Below are 17762 nucleotides of genomic sequence, written 5' to 3'. Positions count from 1 at the left end.
TCTAGAGAAGCCTAACTCTGTAACCGAAGACCGGAGCCCGGGATCCATGTTTCCCGGGAGAAGGACTCGTTAATCTCCTGCATGCGGCGGGCGCGGCTGCGTCCCGTCGTATGAAGCCAGGTGAAGTCGGCAGAAGGCAGGCTGGAGCCGCTCGCAAGAGAGAGGTATGCCTGGCCGATATGCCGGACGGCTGCAAAGCCATCTAGGGTAAGAATGACCGCCATGCGGTCTGACGAACTGCCGAACGAAAGGGTCTACAGCTTTGAAGCGTGGAAACATGCGAGCCAGCAAGTAATATAGTGGGTGGCGGCGAGTACGAATGTCCCGTAGGAAAACCGCTCTGCCGGACAATGGCGGCAGGGCAGCCCACAGGCCCAGAGGCAGTACCTAAGGATGGCACGGATAGCTAGGGAACAGGGAACAAGGAAAGCAGGAGACGTCAGGAATCGTCCCGGCCGGGACGGACGGTTGCTATAAGGCTTAAGGCTGAAAGGCATTTGCTCTTGTGAGAGTAGGGGAACGACCGGTGACGTGCCTGTAACGGGTACCGAGGAACAGCCCCAAGTCTTCTTCGAAGAAGAAGATGGAGCGCCGTGTGCGCGGAAACGTGCATGCACGGTGCGGTGGAGGGGAAAAGGCGGAGGAGAGCCGAAGCTTTACCTATTCCAATCAATACGGAGCGGAGTCGGAATGGTCGGCGCAGACCTGGATGGTCATCAACCGGCCTCCGTCCGGACAGCTTTATTTTGAGACGCCGATCTACGAGCACGATACGCCGCTCTTCCGGGTAACGGCTGCCGACCCGGATCTCGACCTTTTGAGCGTGACGGTGGAGAGCAGCTACGAAGGGGGAAGCTTTGGGCTTATCGCGGCATGGAGCGGACTGCCTTCTGGTACGGCCAAAGCGTTCACTTACGGTCCATTGCCGGAAGGCAGCTATACGCTTCGTCTCACGGTGAACGATGGCAGAGGGGGAGTGTATTCGGAAGACTATTCCTTCGAGGCGCTTCCGCTCGAGCTGACGGGCACCGTGCGGCATACGCCTGAGTGGGAGTCTTACCGGCTAGCCTGGAACGGGAAGCACCAGGAGGCGCAGCGAGCTCGGGATGAGTTCTGGGCCGGCGAGGCTTTCGTGCTCGGAGCGGCGGTGACCGATACCGGAAGCAGCAAAACGAAAGCGCAGCGGGTCACGGCGGTGCTGGTCGAGACGGCGGAATCGGCCGTATTGGACCCTGTCGGTCCGGTGGACAATGCCGGCGAGCTCTTCAATACGGAGCATCACCGGATGCTGAAGCACGGCAGTACCTATGTCTTCCGCTTCCAAGTGGAATGGACGAACGGTCATGTCCAGACGGTGGATGTGCCGATCCGTATTAAAGGAAGCATGTATGAGGTCATGGTGCAGCAAATACGCCATTAATGAGGATGATGGGGGGCATTTTTGGCGAATCGCAGGCGAAGAGGTGCCGGTTTCATGGAAATATGGGCTTTATCCCCGGTTTATAGTTGTATTTCAAGTAAGAGTATGCTATGATATTCAACGTTGTGACAAATTGTCCAAATGGGCAAGGCGTCCGAAAACGGTGGTCCTCTGCACGAAACAACGAAGAATCGACAGCAATGGTAGCGGCATGAACACCTGTGTGGAAGGAGGAAGTCATACATGAATTTGATCCAGGAGATCACAAAGGAACAACTGCGCAGCGACCTGCCGAATTTCCGTCCAGGCGACACTTTGAAAGTGTACGTAAAGGTTATCGAGGGTTCGCGTGAGCGTGTTCAGCTGTTCGAGGGCGTAGTTATTAAGCGTCACCGCGGCGGTATCAGCTCGACATTCACAGTAAGAAAAATTTCTTACGGTGTCGGCGTTGAAAGAACGTTCCCACTGCACACTCCGAAGATTGAGAAGATTGAAGTGGCTCGCCGTGGTAAAGTCCGTCGTGCGAAACTCTACTATCTTCGTGGCCTTCGCGGTAAAGCAGCTAGAATCAAAGAAATCCGATAAGACGATCAGCAGGGGCTTGGTTCCAAGCCCCTTTTCGTTTTGCCTTCTAAACGTAAGCTAAGGAAAGGGCAGGAGAGCAAATGGAGCAGGATCAAACCGTCGATAAAGCAACACCGGTCAAGAACGAAGCTTGGGAATGGATCAAAGCGCTGCTGATAGCCGCTGCTCTCGTGTTCTTTATCCGCTGGCTCGTGTTCGCGCCGTTCATTGTGGAAGGACCTTCGATGCAGCCGAACTTTGAGACAGGCGAGAGGCTCATTGTGAACAAGTTTATTTACCGTTTTGCAAAGCCGGATCACGGTGAAGTCCTCGTGTTCCATGCGCCTTCGGACAAAGACTACATCAAGCGGGTCATCGCCCTGCCTGGGGAAACCGTCAAGGTGGAAGGCGACAAGGTATACGTCAATAACCAGCTTGTGGACGAGACCTACCTGAAGGAAGCGCTGGATAAGGCGGCGCAAGAAGGCAGACCCTATAACATTCGAAATTTCCCGGAGCAGACCGTACCGGAAGGCAGCATATTCGTCATGGGTGACAACCGGTCGAATTCATCGGACAGCCGCGACCCGAGTGTAGGCTTCGTTAAATATGAAAAGATTGTAGGACGGGCGGATTTGATTTTCTGGCCGTTCGACAAGATCAGCTTGGTTCATTCCAAATAAGGTGAGAATCTGGCCTGATCTAAGGTATGTGGTAAGAAAGATGAGGTGACTCCTTTGACGATTCAATGGTTTCCCGGACATATGACCCGGGCCCGTCGTCAAATTCAAGACAAGCTGAAGCTGATTGATCTGGCGATCGAGCTGCTCGATGCGCGGATTCCGCTCTCCAGCCGCAATCCCATGATTGACGAGATTCTGCTGAACAAGCCCCGGCTGGTGCTCCTGAACAAAAGCGACCTGGCTGATCCGGAGACGACCCGGCAGTGGGTTGCGTACTTTGCGGAGCAGGGACTCAATGCCGTTCCGATCGACTCCGTCGGAGGCAATCCGGTGAAGGACATCATGGCCCGAAGCAAGGATCTCATGGCCGATAAGATTGCGACACAGATCCGCAAGGGGATCAATCCCCGTGCTATCCGTGCGCTGATCGTAGGGATTCCGAACGTCGGCAAGTCGACGCTCATCAACCGGATGGCTGGCCGGAAGATCGCCGCTACAGGCGACAAGCCGGGCGTGACCAAAGGCCAGCAGTGGATTAAGGTCGGCAACGAGATGGAGCTTCTCGATACGCCCGGAATTCTCTGGCCGAAGTTCGAAGACCAGACCGTGGGCTTCCGGCTTGCCGCGACAGGGGCGATCAAGGAAGAGATTCTCCATCCGGAGGAGATTGCCCTGTTCACCATGAGGTACCTGTCGCAGTATTACGGCGCGGCCCTTAAGGAGCGCTTTGGCCTTGAAGAGCTGCCTGCGGATCCTCAAGATACCGATGCGATTGTCGGACTGATGGAAGCCGTGGGACGCAAGCGCGGTGCGCTCATCAGCGGCGGACGTGTTGACCTCGAGAAGGCCTCGCTGGCTATTCTTCGCGAGCTGCGTGCCGGCAAACTCGGCCGCATTACACTGGAGACACCCGCGGATGTACCGGCGGCGACATAATAAGAGGATCCATATGGGTCATCTCAGCCTGTAGACAAGCCTTCTCAAACGAAGGATTCTACAGGTTTTTTTGTGTGGCAGAGGGTATTAGGATAGATAGGGCGGGGAGGGCGAGGCCAGTGATTCACAAGGAAAGCGAACAAGGGAGTCGACGGAGCGGAAGGCTGCGAGGGCAGCGGAGAGTCCGGTTGTTTGTAGTGGGAGCGGCTACCCTGGCTGGATGCTGTATAGCTTACACGGGCTGGAGTATCTGGACCTATGAGCCTGGACCGAAAACGATCCCCACCGATGCAGCGGTTGTTCTGGGGGCGGCGGTATGGGGGAGTGAGCCCTCACCTGTGCTCCGCGAGAGGATCAGCCACGGCCTCGCGTTATACCGCGGCGGGCTGGTGCGGAAGCTGATTTTTACCGGCGGCAGGGGCGAAGGTGCGGAGGTTGCGGAGTCCGAAGCAGCCAAGCGCTATGCGATAGATCATGGTGTTCCGCCCGAGGATATTTTGATCGAAACGACGTCCCGCATTACGGAAGAGAATTTGAAACATGCCTATGAACTCGGGAAGTCAGCGGGAATCGGGAGTTATACCCTTGTCAGCGATCCGCTGCACATGAAGCGGTCAATGCGGATGGTGGCCGATCTTGGCATGGCGGCGGATGCCTCGCCGACGCCGACTAGCGTGTACCGTTCCTGGAGGACTCGGGTGCTGTTCTGGGGGCGGGAAGTGTTTTTGGACATCGGTTATGTGGTGACGCGGCCGTTCCGGGAGCCCCAATCTTCTACAAAAGGATAGGCAGATGATGGTGGCCGCGGTATAATGAGTCCATGGAAAGTCTAAGGAATAAAGGTTGCAGGTGAGAGAATGTGCTGGAACACGAACAATCGGTATGGTCGCTCGGCAAGCGGCATATTGCAGGAGTGGACGAAGTGGGGCGGGGCTGCCTGTTCGGCGATGTGGTCGCTGCTGCCGTGATTCTGCCTCAGGGTCTTGTACTCGAGGAAGTCAACGACTCCAAGAAGCTCAGCGCCAAAAAGAGGGACGCATTGTATGATGTGATCCGGCAGGAAGCGGTAGCCGTCGGTGTCGGGATTGTAGATGTGGCGACGATTGAGCGGATCAACATCAAGCAGGCGGCCCGGCTGGCCATGAAACTAGCGGTAGAGAGCCTTCAGGTCGCGCCGGATTATTTGCTGGTGGATGCGGAGAAGGTGGATATGCCTCTCGAACAACTGTCGTTAATCCACGGAGATGCCGTGTCCCAATCGATCGCGGCGGCTTCGATCATCGCCAAGGTCACGCGCGACCGGATGTGCGCGAAGTGGGATGAAGAATATCCGGGTTACGGCCTGGCAGAGCATAAAGGGTATGCCACGAAGTTTCACCGGGAGCGGATCCTGGAGCTTGGCGCGACGGAGAAGCACCGCAGTTTGTTTCTCCGAAAGCTGCTTGCAGGGCAGGAAGATGAGAAAGTGGAGCAGGCTGTTCTGTTTTGAAGAAAGTACTGAAAAAACCGGTGAAGTTTGCCGATAATAGAAGTACCGGAATGGAAGCCGGCAGGGAGACGATCCCCGCCGGCTTTCCTTCTATTTGTATCGGAAACGGAGGAAAGGGGCAGGTGGCTATGAATATTGGCGGAATGATCCGAGGCCTGATCGGCGAAGCGCAGGTGTCCGAACCGAAGTCCCTGGAGCTCAAGGTAGGGCAAGTGGTCAAGGGAATGGTGACCCAGCTGGTATCTGACCATGAAGCGGTTCTCAATATCGGAGGCGTCCAGGTCCGGGCCCAGCTTGAGACCCCGCTGAAGCAGGGCGAAGTGACGATGCTGCAGGTACAGCCGGAATCGAGCGGGGGGCAGATTGTGTTGAAGCCGATGCAGACTTCGAATGTTCAGATTGCCGATGGCTCGCTTGGGGAAGTGCTCAAGACGGTAGGGCTCGAGGATACACCGGCCAACCGGCAGCTCGTCCAGGGGATGCATCAGGCGGGCGTGTCGCTCAGCAAAGAGAACGTGCAGCAGTTCGCCGATCTCATGAAGTCGATGGCTCCGGGAACGGCGGTGAAAGATGTGCTGCCATCGGCGGTGATCGCCTTCCAGAAAGGGCTGCCGCTTACGCCGGATACGGTGAATTCGATTCGGCAGGCTGTGCAGGGCCAGCCTTTTCATGAAATGGTGGACGGCTTGGCGAAGCTTGTGGAAAGCGAACTCGGCGGGAACACGAACTTGTCGCCGCAAAGCAGGGCGCTGCTCGACAATGTCAAAGCCCTGCTGAATCAGGTGCGCGCCGCAGGGCTGGTACTGAGCGGAGCGGCTGAGGGAGCGCGAACTCAGACGGCGCAGCCGGGTGTAGGAGCACAGGCGGGAACGCAAGCGGAAGCAGGCGCGGGGCCGCAAGCGGGTACACGGACGCAGGCGGGAACAAACGCCGCCGGAGCAGGCGCGGCAGGGAATGCGAGCGAGCAGGCGAGCGGAACGGCGCCGAGTGCAGGGGCGCAGGCAAGAGGTGAGGGGAGGCAGGCGGGAGCTGGGACGCAGGCGGGTGTAGGGACGCAAGCGGGAGCAGGTGCGGGGACGCAAGCGGCTGCTGTGGGAGCGAATGCACAGACGGGTGCGGCGGCGAATGCGAGTGCGCAGGCGGGAACTGGTGCAACGGCAGGCGCGGGTGCGGCAGCGAATGCGAGTGCGCAGGTGGCGAAGCCGGGGGCGAGTGCAGCGGCGGTAGCAGGCGCGGGTGCGGCAACGAATGCGAGTGCGCAGGCGGGAGCAACAGGGCCGGGTGCCGGGACGCAGGCGGGGGCGGTGTCAGTCGCGGGCGGAATCGCGCCGAGTGCAGGGACGCAGACCGGAGCGATGGCAGGCACGGGCGCAGCAGCGACTGCGGGTGCACAGGCAGCGCAGCCGGGAGCGGATGCGGGGGCGCAGGCAGCACAGCCGGGGGCGAGTACAGCGTCGGTAGGCGCGAGTGCAGGGACGCAGGCAGCACAGCCGGGTGCAGCGGCAGCTGACACGAGTACGCCGGCGTCACCCCAGACGGAGCAGCCGGCTGCCATGGCAGCCGCGGATGCCATGGTGTCTCCGCAGGAGCACGCCGATCATGACGGCGGCCCGATGCTTCAGCGGCTGATGAAGGCGCTGGGCGTAGAACATGAGCAGCAGGCGGCGAAGCTGCTCGACCCGCCGCTGCCGGCGGCAGGGGCTGCCGGAGATGCGCCCAAGACGGGGGACTCGCTGAAGAGCGTGCTGATGCAGCTCTCGCAGTCTGATGAGGTGCCGGCCGTGGTGAAGGAGGCTGCCCAGCAGGCGGTACAGCAGATCACCGGACAGCAGCTGATGCTGAGCCAGGACCGTACGGCGATGTTTTCGCACATCACGCTGTTCGTCCCGCTTCTTCACCCGAACGGAGATCAGACGGCCGCCGTGCATATCCAATCGCGCAAGGGAAAGAACGGCAAGCTCGATGAGGAGAACTGCCGGCTGGTGTTCGATCTTCAGATGAAATCGCTCGGGGATACGATGGTGGATGTTCAGGTGGTCAACCGGATCGTGAGCCTTCATGTCCTGAACGACGAACCGTTCACCCAGACGCTGCTCGATTCCTTCAAAGACGAAATCGCCAAGGGAATGGAAGCGATCGGATATCAGTTCATTTCCATGAAATGCAGTCCTTACCCTGAAAAGACAAGCCTGGGATCTCCAGGGAGCGATACTTCTGCTGCAGCCTCTCCGAATGCCGCGACAGCCGATCAAAGAGCCTCCTTGTACAACCGGAAGCCTTATAAAGGGGTGGATATCCGATTATGAAAGAAAAGCAGCAGCCGTCGATGCAGCGAGCCGTTGCCCTCAAGTATGATAAGGAAGCGGGCGGAGCCCCGAAGGTCATCGCCAAAGGAAAAGGGCGGGTGGCCGAAGCCATTGTGGAGAAGGCCAAGGAAAGCGGCGTGATGATCCAAGAGGATCCCTCGCTGGTAGAAGTGCTGTCGAAGCTGGACATCGATCAGGAGATTCCCTCCGAGCTGTATCAGCTTGTGGCGGAAGTGCTCTCCTTCGTGTACCGCTCCGACCGCCGGGCCAAGGAATGGAAGAAGGGGAATACATGACGAGGGACAACCTTAACCGTATGAACCGCAGACAGCTGGGAACCGCAGGGGAAGCTGCCGCAGAGCGGTATTTGCAGGGACTGGGCATGAGGCTTCTGGCACGCAACTGGCGCTGCCGTTCGGGCGAAATCGACCTGATCTTCCTGGACGGCGAGCTGGTTGTCTTCGTCGAGGTGCGGACGCGCACTAGCGCCCGCACGTTCGGTACGGCCGCCGAATCGATCGATGCCCGCAAGCAGCGGCAGGTGATGGCGACCTCGCAGGTGTATCTGATGCAGCAGCGCCTGATGGACCGCCAAGTCCGCTTTGATGTCGTGTCGGCCGAAGCCGAAGGCGATGGAACCATACTTCACCTGGATCATATCCGCAGCGCTTTCTGACGATGAAAGAGGCTGCGGCTTTTTGGCATTTGAATACTGAACTCCCGGGATGCTCCCGCAGATCTGCCTCTCCCCGCTGCCTGAATTTCATCCCGCCGGTCCCAGCTTCTTGTCTAGCTGGCGGTACTGCAGCGCTTCGGCCAGATGGCTGGCAGCCACATGGGCAGAGCCCTCCAGATCAGCCACCGTACGGGCGATCTTGAGGATCCGGTCATGGGCCCGCACGCTGAGCCCTAGCAGGTCGAACGAGCGCTGAAGCAGAGTAGCGGAGGCTTCATCCAGCCGGACGTGCTCCCGCAGCAGTTTGCCTTGAAGCTCGCTGTTGAAAGTGATGCCGTGAGCGCGGTAGCGTTCTTTCTGAATCCGGTGGGCCGCTTCCACCTGATCTCTCATCTCCCTGGACGAGAGCTGGGGCAGGGCGCTGTCGAGATGCTTATAGTCGATGCGGGGCACCTCGATATGGAGATCGATGCGGTCGAGCAGCGGGCCCGAAATTTTGGCCCGGTAATGAGCGACCTTCAGAGGTGAACAGACGCATCCTTGGTGCTCCGTCTCCGCTCCCCAGTATCCGCAGGGACAGGGATTCATGGAGGCGGCGAGCAGGAAGTGGGCCGGGAAGCGGTACACAGCTTTGGCCCGGCCGATGGTGACGTGCCGGTCCTCCATGGGCTGCCTCAGCACCTCCAAGGCGACGCGGGAGAACTCCGGCAGTTCGTCGAGGAACAGTACGCCCCAGTGAGCGAGGCTGACCTCGCCGGGCTTCGGGATCCCGCCGCCGCCGACAAGCCCCGCCGAGGATACCGTATGATGCGGCATGCGAAAGGGGCGGGAGCGGATAAGCTGCCGGCGGTCTGAGAATTTGCCGGAAGCGCTGTAGATGCGCGTCACGTCGAGCGATTCCCCTTCGCTCATCGCCGGCATGATCGAAGGCAGCCGCTTAGCGAGCATCGTTTTGCCGGTCCCGGGGGGCCCGATGAGCAGGATATTATGCATTCCGGCGGCACAGATCATGAGGGCGCGCTTGACATGCATCTGACCGCAGACATCCGCGTAATCCTCTGCTGCGTGTCCTGCTTCGGGCGCGCGGGCTTTTCCCGTGTCTGCCCCTCCCGCAATCCCGTCATCTGCCGGCAATTCTGCCGCAAGACCGAGGCTCGCCCGCATTTCGCCGCCTCCTTCCGGAGAGGGACGAAGCTCGGCCAAATGGGAAATACAGCGGGTATCGCAGCCTTCGATCCATCCGGCTTCCTCCGCATTGTCGAGTGGCACCAAGGCTCGCGGGATGCCCTGCTCCCCGGCGCTCATCATCATAGAGAGCACCCCGGGTACGCCCCTGACGAAGCCGTCGAGCGCCAGCTCGCCGATAATGAGCCGGCCCTGGCACACCTCGGGAGGGATTTGTCCGCTCGTCATGAGAATCCCGGCCGCAATGGCAAGGTCAAAGGCAGCCCCTTCCTTGCGCACGTCCGCCGGTGCCAGGTTCACGGTAATGCGCTGCAGCGGGAAGACGAACCCGCAGTTTTTGATGGCGGCCCTCACCCGCTCCATCGATTCCTTGATCGCGGAGTCGGGGAGGCCCACGATGTTCATCTGAGGCAGGCCATTGCTGAGATCGACCTCCACCTCGACGAGCTTCCCTTCCACTCCGTGCAGACATGCGCTGATCACTTTACCGTACATAACAAAAAAACACCTCTTCCATGAATGGTCATGGCTCAAGGTGCTTCCTTATCCGCCTGATTCTATATCCGCTATTGTAATACGCTTCGGCCTTCAGGCGCAATCCCCCAAAATCCGGCCGCTGCTGAATATTTTGAGCGCGGTCCGGTTTAATTCTGTGCGGGGATGGCGACAATGAGGGCAGAGGTGAATAATCATGCAGGAAAAACCGTATTTTTGCCCGAACTGCCGGTCAAACCGGGTCAAATTCAGCGTGATCTCCAGTATCTCCCAGCGTTTTATGAAAGATGCCGTCACCGGCGAGCTCATGGAGATGGGGGACCAGGAGTCCTTGCCGGAAGCGGAACCGACCATTCAGTGTCTCGTTTGCAGCTACAGTGCCAATGAGCTGAGGTTCATCAAACAGGCGGAACGCGAACCGCGCTCCGGTGCTTCCTTCCCGCCGACATTCCAGTAAAGAGCATTTGTCATAAGACGCCGAACAGCCGCATGTTATGTTATAATGTGCGGTTGTTTTTTGTCGTTCCAGGGGGAATAAGCTTTCTTTTTGTTTGCAATAAAAAAGATATATCGAATTCTTCACAGAAAAATTAAGGAAACCTCAAGAAAAAAGTGGTACAATGAGTAAGGTTTGCGTCTGCGGACAAGCTAAACTTTGGCAGGCGGACTGTTGTAGATGGGCGGGTCCCCTCACCAGAAAAGGGACCGATTCCATAGAGCAAGTCATTACCGATAGGAGGATTTTGCTAAATGAATATCCATGAGTATCAAGGCAAAGCAGTGCTCAAGCAGTATGGGGTTGCCGTACCGGAAGGTAAAGTGGCGTTTTCGGTGGATGAAGCGGTAGAAGCGGCGAAGTCCCTCGGCACTCCCGTTGTTGTGGTGAAGGCTCAGATTCATGCCGGCGGCCGCGGTAAAGCGGGCGGCGTGAAGGTTGCCAAAAACCTCGATGAAGTGCGTACATATGCCGGCGAAATTTTGGGTAAAGTCCTCGTGACCCACCAAACAGGCCCGGAAGGTAAGGAAGTTAAGCGTTTGCTCATCGAGCAGGGCTGTGATATTAAAAAAGAATACTACATCGGCGTTGTTGTTGACCGTGGCACAGGCCGCGTGGTTATGATGGCGTCCGAAGAGGGCGGCACGGAGATTGAGGAAGTGGCCGAGCATTCCCCGGAGAAAATCTTCAAAGAAGTCATCGATCCTGCGATCGGTCTGCAGGCATTCCAAGCCCGCAAACTGGCTTACAGCATCAATATCCCTACCGAACTCGTGAACAAAGCCGTGAAGTTTATGATCGCTTTGTACACGGCATTCGTAGAGAAAGACTGCTCTATCGCTGAGATCAACCCGCTGGTTGTTACAGGCGACGGCAGCGTCATGGCGCTGGATGCGAAGTTGAACTTCGATTCGAACGCCCTGTTCCGCCACAAGGATATCCTGGAGCTTCGCGACCTGGAAGAAGAAGACGAGAAGGAAATCGAAGCTTCCAAATTCGATCTGAGCTATATCGCCCTCGATGGCAATATCGGCTGCATGGTTAACGGTGCGGGCCTTGCCATGGCTACGATGGATATCATCAAGTACTACGGCGGCGACCCGGCCAACTTCCTGGACGTAGGGGGCGGTGCTACGACGGAGAAGGTAACCGAAGCATTCAAGATTATCCTGTCCGATTCGAAGGTCAAAGGGATCTTCATTAACATCTTCGGCGGAATCATGAAGTGCGACGTGATCGCGAACGGCGTTGTGGAAGCGGCCAAGCAAGTGGGTCTCGACCGTCCGCTCGTCGTGCGTCTGGAAGGTACGAACGTTGAGCTCGGCAAGAAGATCCTTGCAGAGTCCGGCATCAACATCGTGGCAGCCGATTCCATGGCTGACGGCGCACAGAAGATCGTCTCGCTCGTGAAGTAATTCGGAAGCCGGGACTCCAGGCTCTGAATCGTAATTTGCAGGATCTCTTCAAAATAATCAGGGGATGTGAACAATCAACATGTCTATTTTGGTTGGTAAAAATACAAAGGTGATCACACAGGGCATCACGGGTTCCGTGGGCATGTTCCATACAAAAGGCGGCTTGGACTACGGTACGCAAATGGTCGGCGGCGTTACGCCGGGCAAGGGCGGAACGAAAATCGACATCGAGCTCGAAAACGGCGAAACGGCTTCCCTGCCGGTATTCAATACCGTTGTCGAAGCCAAGAACGCTACGGGCGCTACCGTATCCGTCATCTACGTGCCGCCGGCATTCGCTGCCGATGCGATCATGGAAGCCGTTGACGCGGAACTTGACCTTGTCATCTGCATCACAGAAGGCATTCCTGTGCTTGACATGGTGAAAGTCAGCCGTTATATGGAAGGCAAGAGAACCCGCCTGATCGGCCCCAACTGCCCAGGCGTCATCACGCCGGGCGAGTGCAAGATCGGCATTATGCCGGGCTACATCCATACGCCGGGCCATGTCGGCGTCGTATCCCGCTCCGGGACACTGACGTACGAAGCGGTTCACCAGCTCACGACCCGCAACATCGGACAATCGTCCGCTGTAGGGATCGGCGGCGACCCGGTTAAGGGTTCCGAGTTCATCGACATCCTGAAGCTCTTCAATGAAGATCCGGACACCTATGCGGTGATCATGATCGGCGAAATCGGCGGTTCTGCCGAGGAAGAAGCAGCCGAGTGGATTGCAGCGAACATGACAAAGCCAGTTGTAGGCTTCATCGGCGGCCAGACGGCGCCTCCAGGAAAGCGGATGGGCCATGCAGGCGCCATCATCTCCGGCGGCAAAGGGACGGCAGCGGAGAAGGTAGCTACGATGGAGCGCTGCGGCATCAAGGTAGCTCCAACACCATCCGAGATGGGCTCCACGCTGGTCAGCGTGCTCGAAGAAAAAGGCCTGCTCGAGAAGTGCATCACCAAGAAGTAAGATGAGGATTATGCACCTCATTCCATAGGAATTCCGGTGGGCAAGAAGCCCCTCCTTTCGCGTATGACCGCGGCTGGAGGGGCTTTTTGTTGTTAGTACGTACCGGTCCTGGGGGGTGAAAGTTGTTTCTACTTAAAGGAGGATATATACTAGATGAACAACCGCGACATGTTACTCGCCCTGCACCATATGCCGGGCGTAGGTTCCAAGACGATAGACGTCGTCTTTCAGCAGGTTCCCTGCGGCATCGAATGGAGCCTCGAGGAGCTGCGGCGCCTAAGAGTAGCCGGTCTGACGCCGGCCAGAGCATCGGCCCTGGCGAAGGGGCTGGCCGAGCTCACGACGGAAGGGATAGCGAGGCGCAATGAAGCCTACCGGGAGAAGGGGATCGGCTGCGTTACCCGCTGGGATGAGGAGTACCCGGACCTGCTGCTCGAAGCGCCGGATGCGCCTTGGGTGCTGTATACCCGAGGGGACGTCTCGCTGCTGAAGCGTCCCTGCATCGCCATGGTGGGCACCCGGACGCCGACGGCCTACGGCCGGACGGCTGCCGAGCGGCTAAGCGAATCGATGTCGGCAGCAGGCCTTTGCGTCGTCAGCGGGCTGGCGCGGGGCATCGACGCTTCGGCTCATATCGGCGCGCTGAAGGGGGCGGGGGGGACGATTGCCGTTCTCGGCTGCGCTATCGACGAAGTATATCCACCGGAGAATAGGCCCTTGGCAGGCAGCATCGCCGCGAGCGGGCTCATCCTATCGGAATACCCGGTCGGCACGAAATCTCATCCAGGGTTGTTCCCGCAGCGCAACCGGATCATCGCCGGGCTGAGCCTGGGTGTCGTTGTGGTGGAAGCGGCCCTGCGCAGCGGCTCGCTCATTACGGCGGACCAAGCGCTCGAAGCTTCGAGAGATGTGTTCGCCGTGCCGGGGCCGATCTCTTCGCCGAAGAGTCAAGGGACGTTATCCTTATTGAAGCAAGGGGCGAAGCTCGTGACCGGTCCGGAAGATATCCTCGAAGAATATACGGACCGGATAACTTTACCTCAAGCCGCATACATTATCGGTACGGGAGGGGCACAGCCGCAGCCGGGGGCAGACGAACAGCAGATCCTCGATTTGCTGCTTGATCGTCCCATGAATTTCGATGAGCTGATGGCGGCCAGTGGATTTACGTTTGGACATTTGCATTCAGTTTTGATAAATTTACTAATGATGCGGCGAATCGCCGAACTGCCAGGGGCTCTCTATACCGTACCCTGACCATAATACATATTTTTTCGTCGAAAGGGGATGGACACCTATGGCCGATTCGTTAGTCATTGTGGAGTCACCCGCAAAAGCCAAAACCATAGCCAAATATCTAGGCAGCAAATATATCGTGAAAGCGTCCATGGGCCATATCCGCGATCTGCCCAAGAGCCAAATCGGGGTCGAAGTCAAAAAGAATTTTGAGCCGAAATACATTACTATCCGTGGTAAAGGTTCCGTACTGAAAGAACTGAAAGACGCGAGCAAGCGCGTCAAAAAAGTCTATCTCGCAGCTGACCCGGATCGCGAAGGGGAAGCGATTGCGTGGCATTTGGCACACTATCTCGAATTGTCCGACCAGGATGCGTGCCGTGTCGTATTCAATGAAATTACGAAACAGGCAGTCAAAGATGCTTTCAAGACACCGCGCAAAATCAACCAGGATCTCGTGAATGCCCAGCAGGCACGGCGGATTCTGGACCGGCTCGTAGGGTACAAGATCTCCCCGCTGCTGTGGAAGAAGGTCAAGAAGGGCCTCTCCGCTGGGCGGGTTCAGTCCGTAGCGGTCAAGCTCATCTTCGACCGGGAGAACGAGATCAAGGCGTTCGAGCCTGAAGAGTACTGGACGATCACCGCAAAGCTCGCATCCGGCAAGGCCGAGTTCGAAGCGAAGTTCCACAGCGTAAGCGGAGAGAAGAAGGAACTGAAGAGCGAGTCCGATGTCAATGAAGTGCTTTCACTGCTCCAAGGCTCCGATTTTGTTGTAAGCGAAGTCAAGGAGAAAGAGCGCCAGCGCAACCCTTCTCCACCGTTCATCACGAGTTCCCTGCAGCAGGAAGCGGCGCGCAAGCTGAACTTCCGGGCAGCGAAGACGATGTCCGTAGCCCAGCAGTTGTATGAAGGAATCGACTTGGGCAGCGAAGGGACAGTAGGTCTTATCACCTACATGCGTACGGACTCCACCCGGATCTCGCCTGTTGCCCAGGAAGAAGCCAAGGAGTACATTACAGGCAAATACGGCGAAGCCTATTATCCAGCCGAGCCCCGGATTTATGTCAAGAAGAATGCGAATGCGCAGGACGCGCATGAAGCGATTCGTCCGAGCTCGGTGCTGCGCGAACCCGATTCGATCAAGGCGCATCTGAGCCGGGACCAATTCCGTCTCTACAAGCTCGTATGGGAGCGGTTCGTCGCTTCCCAGATGGCTTCTGCCGTACTGGATACGATGACGGTGGATCTAACCTCCGGTCCGGTCGTGTTCCGCGCTGTGGGTTCCAAAGTGAAGTTCCACGGTTTCATGAAAGTGTACGTGGAGAGCAGCGACGAAGGGGCGGCGGACGCGGGAGAGGATGATAAGTTCCTGCCTCCGCTGAAGACGGGGGACGAAGCACAGTCCCAGGCGGTCGATCCGAAGCAGCATTTCACCCAGCCGCCGCCAAGGTATACGGAAGCGAGACTGGTGAAGGCGCTCGAAGAGATGGGGATTGGCAGACCGAGTACGTATGCGCCTACCCTCGAAACGATTCAGAAGCGCGGGTACGTGGCGATTGAAGAGAAGAAATTCATTCCGACGGAGCTCGGAGAGCTCGTTATCCAGCAGATGATCGAATTCTTCCCTGAAATTCTGGATGTCGAATTCACGGCGCATATGGAAGAAGGCCTCGACCATATCGAGGAAGGCAAAGAAGACTGGGTCAGCGTACTCAGCGAATTCTACGACTCGTTCGAGAAGCGGCTTGAGGTAGCGGAAGAAGAGATGGAGAAGATCGAGATTCAGGACGAGGTGTCTGACGAGATCTGCGAGAAGTGCGGGAACCACTTTGTGTACAAAATGGGCCGCTTCGGTAAATTCCTCGCCTGCTCCGGCTTCCCCGACTGCCGCAACACGAAGCCGATCGTCAAAGATACCGGGGTCACCTGTCCAAGCTGCCATGAAGGCAAGATTATCGAACGGCGAAGCAAGAAGGGCCGTATCTTCTACGGCTGTGACCGGTATCCAGGATGCGAATTCGTCTCGTGGGATAAACCGGTGGAACAGCCGTGTCCCAAATGCGGAGCCCTGCTAGTCGAGAAGAAGAACAAGTCCGGAGTCTTCATTCAATGCGTTTCTTGTGACTTTAAGGAAGAAGCGAAAGAAGATGACCGGGAGGAAGATTAACGGGCCGTCCAAGGGGAGCGTGAGCTCCCCTTGGGGCTTTCTTCAATATCTAAGAATTTATATCTCGCCAGGGCTCGATCCTGTAATCTTATATATCTAATAAACGAGCTTACAAGAAAAACCACCCGCTCTGCGGCATGTGCATATTATAGGAGGAACATCAGGTGACAGAAGTACAGAAGGTAACAGTAATCGGCGCAGGCCTGGCAGGCAGCGAGGCCGCATGGCAGATCGCTTCCCAAGGCGTGCCCGTCGTATTATATGAAATGCGGCCGGTGAAGAAAACCCCGGCCCACATCTCCGACCAGTTCGCGGAGCTCGTATGCAGCAACTCACTCCGGGCCAACGGCCTCACTAACGCCGTAGGCGTGTTGAAGGAAGAGATGCGGATGCTGAACTCCCTGATCCTAAGGGCAGCGGACAAGCATGCGGTACCAGCCGGCGGGGCGCTGGCGGTAGACCGAGATCATTTCTCGGGCGAAGTGACGTCTCTGCTCCGCAATCATCCGCTGATCGAAGTGCGCAACGAAGAACTCGATTCGCTGCCGGAAGGCATCACAGTCGTAGCTACCGGACCGCTGACGTCGCCTGCCTTGTCGAAGCATCTGCAGGAGCTGACGGGAGAGGACTACTTGTATTTCTACGATGCGGCTGCACCGATCGTGGAGAAAGATTCGATCGATATGAGCGAGGTCTATCTCGCGTCGCGCTATGACAAGGGGGAAGCAGCCTATCTCAACTGCCCGATGACCGAAGAGGAATTCAATGTATTCTACGAGGCGCTGATCACGGCAGAGACAGCGCCGATCAAGGAGTTCGAGAAAGAGGTATACTTCGAAGGCTGTATGCCGATCGAGGTCATGGCTTCGCGTGGACGCCAGACGTGTCTGTTCGGTCCGATGAAGCCGGTAGGTCTCATTAATCCGCATACGGGCGAGCTGCCCTTCGCTGTTGTCCAGCTGCGCCAGGACAACGCAGCCGGCACCCTCTACAACCTGGTAGGCTTCCAGACCCATCTGAAGTGGGGCGAACAGAAGCGGGTCTTCTCCCTGATTCCGGGACTCGAGAACGCCGAGTTCGTGCGCTACGGGGTGATGCACCGCAACACGTTCATCAATTCGCCGAAGCTGCTTCGTCCGACATACCAGTTCCAGGCGAGGGACAACCTCTTCTTCGCCGGCCAAATGACCGGGGTCGAAGGGTATGTAGAGTCGGCCGCATCCGGCCTGATCGCAGGCCTGAACGCCGCACGGTTTGCCAAGGGAGAAGAGCTCTTCGTGCTTCCTGAGGATACGGCGCTCGGCAGTATGGCGCAGTACATCACTACGGCCGATTTCAACCACTTCCAGCCGATGAATGCGAATTTCGGATTGTTCCCGCCGCTCGAAGAGCGGATTCGTAACAAGAAACTGAAGAATGAGAAGATCGCCGAGAGAGCAATTGCGAAAATTCAGAATTTTTCTCAAAACCTATACAATTCGACTTGTAAATAAAACTTGACCTATGTTACGATAGTCCCGTCTGCATGGAATGCAGGGGGGAAGCTCCCTGCGGGCCTACAGGAAACTAAGCTGACCGGCTTAGTTTCTGCCTGTGTGGGGTCGTGTGGGAATCGGCCTGCTTGCCCCCTTGAGGGAGCGAGGCAGCCGGCGGAATAAGGACGGCCTGAACGTACATAGCTG

The 17762-nt window shown here is 57.5% G+C and carries 17 protein-coding genes; 15 read left to right on the top strand and 2 right to left on the bottom strand.

Translation table 11 applies throughout. The features are described 5' to 3' along the window. Positions 1-11: 11 nt before the first annotated feature. Positions 12-224: a hypothetical protein gene (locus tag O9H32_RS11385; protein WP_269866215.1), complete on the bottom strand. Its 213-nt coding sequence runs from the start codon at positions 222-224 to the stop codon at positions 12-14. A gap of 383 nt (positions 225-607) precedes the next feature. Between O9H32_RS11385 and O9H32_RS11380 the strand changes: the two genes are divergently transcribed. From O9H32_RS11380 to O9H32_RS11340, 9 genes are all read left to right on the top strand, one after another. Further along, a complete protein-coding gene (locus O9H32_RS11380; RefSeq protein WP_269866214.1) occupies positions 608-1420 on the top strand; it encodes a hypothetical protein in 813 nt (270 codons plus the stop codon). 243 nt (positions 1421-1663) lie between these two features. Continuing rightward, positions 1664-2005 (top strand): 50S ribosomal protein L19, encoded by a 342-nt coding sequence (gene rplS, locus O9H32_RS11375; protein WP_269866213.1) that lies wholly within the window; start codon positions 1664-1666, stop codon positions 2003-2005. An 80-nt stretch (positions 2006-2085) separates the two neighbouring features. Then, the gene (lepB, locus tag O9H32_RS11370; RefSeq protein WP_269866212.1) at positions 2086-2667 is read left to right on the top strand and encodes a signal peptidase I; all 582 of its coding nucleotides are present in this window, start codon (positions 2086-2088) and stop codon (positions 2665-2667) included. 54 nt (positions 2668-2721) lie between these two features. Then, the gene (ylqF, locus tag O9H32_RS11365) at positions 2722-3603 is read left to right on the top strand and encodes a ribosome biogenesis GTPase YlqF (RefSeq protein ID WP_269866211.1); all 882 of its coding nucleotides are present in this window, start codon (positions 2722-2724) and stop codon (positions 3601-3603) included. Positions 3604-3722: 119 nt separating this feature from the next. Beyond that, positions 3723-4391, top strand: a complete 669-nt coding sequence (locus O9H32_RS11360) for a YdcF family protein (protein WP_269866210.1) — start codon at positions 3723-3725, stop codon at positions 4389-4391. Positions 4392-4462: 71 nt separating this feature from the next. Beyond that, positions 4463-5092 (top strand): ribonuclease HII, encoded by a 630-nt coding sequence (locus tag O9H32_RS11355; RefSeq protein ID WP_269866209.1) that lies wholly within the window; start codon positions 4463-4465, stop codon positions 5090-5092. Between the two features lie 128 nt (positions 5093-5220). Beyond that, the gene (locus O9H32_RS11350; RefSeq protein ID WP_269866208.1) at positions 5221-7398 is read left to right on the top strand and encodes a hypothetical protein; all 2178 of its coding nucleotides are present in this window, start codon (positions 5221-5223) and stop codon (positions 7396-7398) included. Continuing rightward, positions 7395-7694, top strand: a complete 300-nt coding sequence (locus O9H32_RS11345) for an EscU/YscU/HrcU family type III secretion system export apparatus switch protein (protein ID WP_269866207.1) — start codon at positions 7395-7397, stop codon at positions 7692-7694. Before O9H32_RS11350 ends, O9H32_RS11345 begins: the two co-directional genes overlap by 4 nt. Next, positions 7673-8074, top strand: a complete 402-nt coding sequence (locus O9H32_RS11340; RefSeq protein WP_269866206.1) for a YraN family protein — start codon at positions 7673-7675, stop codon at positions 8072-8074. Before O9H32_RS11345 ends, O9H32_RS11340 begins: the two co-directional genes overlap by 22 nt. Before the next feature lie 87 nt (positions 8075-8161). Here O9H32_RS11340 and O9H32_RS11335 read toward each other — a convergent pair whose 3' ends face one another. Beyond that, positions 8162-9754 (bottom strand): YifB family Mg chelatase-like AAA ATPase, encoded by a 1593-nt coding sequence (locus O9H32_RS11335; protein WP_269866205.1) that lies wholly within the window; start codon positions 9752-9754, stop codon positions 8162-8164. Between the two features lie 196 nt (positions 9755-9950). Here O9H32_RS11335 and O9H32_RS11330 point away from each other — a divergent pair, with 196 nt between their 5' ends. The 6 genes from O9H32_RS11330 to trmFO all read left to right on the top strand — a co-directional run bounded on the left by O9H32_RS11330 (position 9951) and on the right by trmFO (position 17573). Next, positions 9951-10211: a hypothetical protein gene (locus O9H32_RS11330; RefSeq protein ID WP_269866204.1), complete on the top strand. Its 261-nt coding sequence runs from the start codon at positions 9951-9953 to the stop codon at positions 10209-10211. Positions 10212-10504: 293 nt separating this feature from the next. Further along, the gene (gene sucC, locus O9H32_RS11325) at positions 10505-11665 is read left to right on the top strand and encodes an ADP-forming succinate--CoA ligase subunit beta (RefSeq protein ID WP_269866203.1); all 1161 of its coding nucleotides are present in this window, start codon (positions 10505-10507) and stop codon (positions 11663-11665) included. 79 nt (positions 11666-11744) lie between these two features. After that, positions 11745-12677 (top strand): succinate--CoA ligase subunit alpha, encoded by a 933-nt coding sequence (gene sucD, locus O9H32_RS11320; protein WP_269866202.1) that lies wholly within the window; start codon positions 11745-11747, stop codon positions 12675-12677. A 153-nt stretch (positions 12678-12830) separates the two neighbouring features. After that, on the top strand, positions 12831-13934 hold the full coding sequence (dprA, locus tag O9H32_RS11315; protein WP_269866201.1) for a DNA-processing protein DprA: 1104 nt from the start codon (positions 12831-12833) through the stop codon (positions 13932-13934). A 40-nt stretch (positions 13935-13974) separates the two neighbouring features. Then, on the top strand, positions 13975-16080 hold the full coding sequence (gene topA / locus O9H32_RS11310) for a type I DNA topoisomerase (RefSeq protein ID WP_269866200.1): 2106 nt from the start codon (positions 13975-13977) through the stop codon (positions 16078-16080). A 164-nt stretch (positions 16081-16244) separates the two neighbouring features. Further along, entirely contained in the window at positions 16245-17573 is a 1329-nt protein-coding gene (trmFO, locus tag O9H32_RS11305) for an FADH(2)-oxidizing methylenetetrahydrofolate--tRNA-(uracil(54)-C(5))-methyltransferase TrmFO (protein WP_269866199.1), read from the top strand. Positions 17574-17762: the final 189 nt, after the last annotated feature.

Source organism: Paenibacillus caseinilyticus, assembly GCF_027533645.1.
GTDB lineage: Bacteria > Bacillota > Bacilli > Paenibacillales > NBRC-103111 > Paenibacillus_G > Paenibacillus_G caseinilyticus.
The sequence above is the reverse complement of the archived record's forward strand: the minus strand, read 5'-3'. Positions and strand labels throughout refer to the sequence as shown.

Bases quoted from the DNA above. Each gene is read 5' to 3' on its own strand.
- O9H32_RS11385 (WP_269866215.1), bottom strand. From the start codon at position 224: ATGGCGGTCATTCTTACCCTAGATGGCTTTGCAGCCGTCCGGCATATC.
- rplS (WP_269866213.1), top strand. From the start codon at position 1,664: ATGAATTTGATCCAGGAGATCACAAAGGAACAACTGCGCAGCGACCTG.
- lepB (WP_269866212.1), top strand. From the start codon at position 2,086: ATGGAGCAGGATCAAACCGTCGATAAAGCAACACCGGTCAAGAACGAA.
- O9H32_RS11350 (WP_269866208.1), top strand. From the start codon at position 5,221: ATGAATATTGGCGGAATGATCCGAGGCCTGATCGGCGAAGCGCAGGTG.
- O9H32_RS11345 (WP_269866207.1), top strand. From the start codon at position 7,395: ATGAAAGAAAAGCAGCAGCCGTCGATGCAGCGAGCCGTTGCCCTCAAG.
- O9H32_RS11340 (WP_269866206.1), top strand. From the start codon at position 7,673: ATGGAAGAAGGGGAATACATGACGAGGGACAACCTTAACCGTATGAAC.
- O9H32_RS11335 (WP_269866205.1), bottom strand. From the start codon at position 9,754: ATGTACGGTAAAGTGATCAGCGCATGTCTGCACGGAGTGGAAGGGAAG.
- O9H32_RS11330 (WP_269866204.1), top strand. From the start codon at position 9,951: ATGCAGGAAAAACCGTATTTTTGCCCGAACTGCCGGTCAAACCGGGTC.
- sucC (WP_269866203.1), top strand. From the start codon at position 10,505: ATGAATATCCATGAGTATCAAGGCAAAGCAGTGCTCAAGCAGTATGGG.
- sucD (WP_269866202.1), top strand. From the start codon at position 11,745: ATGTCTATTTTGGTTGGTAAAAATACAAAGGTGATCACACAGGGCATC.
- dprA (WP_269866201.1), top strand. From the start codon at position 12,831: ATGAACAACCGCGACATGTTACTCGCCCTGCACCATATGCCGGGCGTA.
- topA (WP_269866200.1), top strand. From the start codon at position 13,975: ATGGCCGATTCGTTAGTCATTGTGGAGTCACCCGCAAAAGCCAAAACC.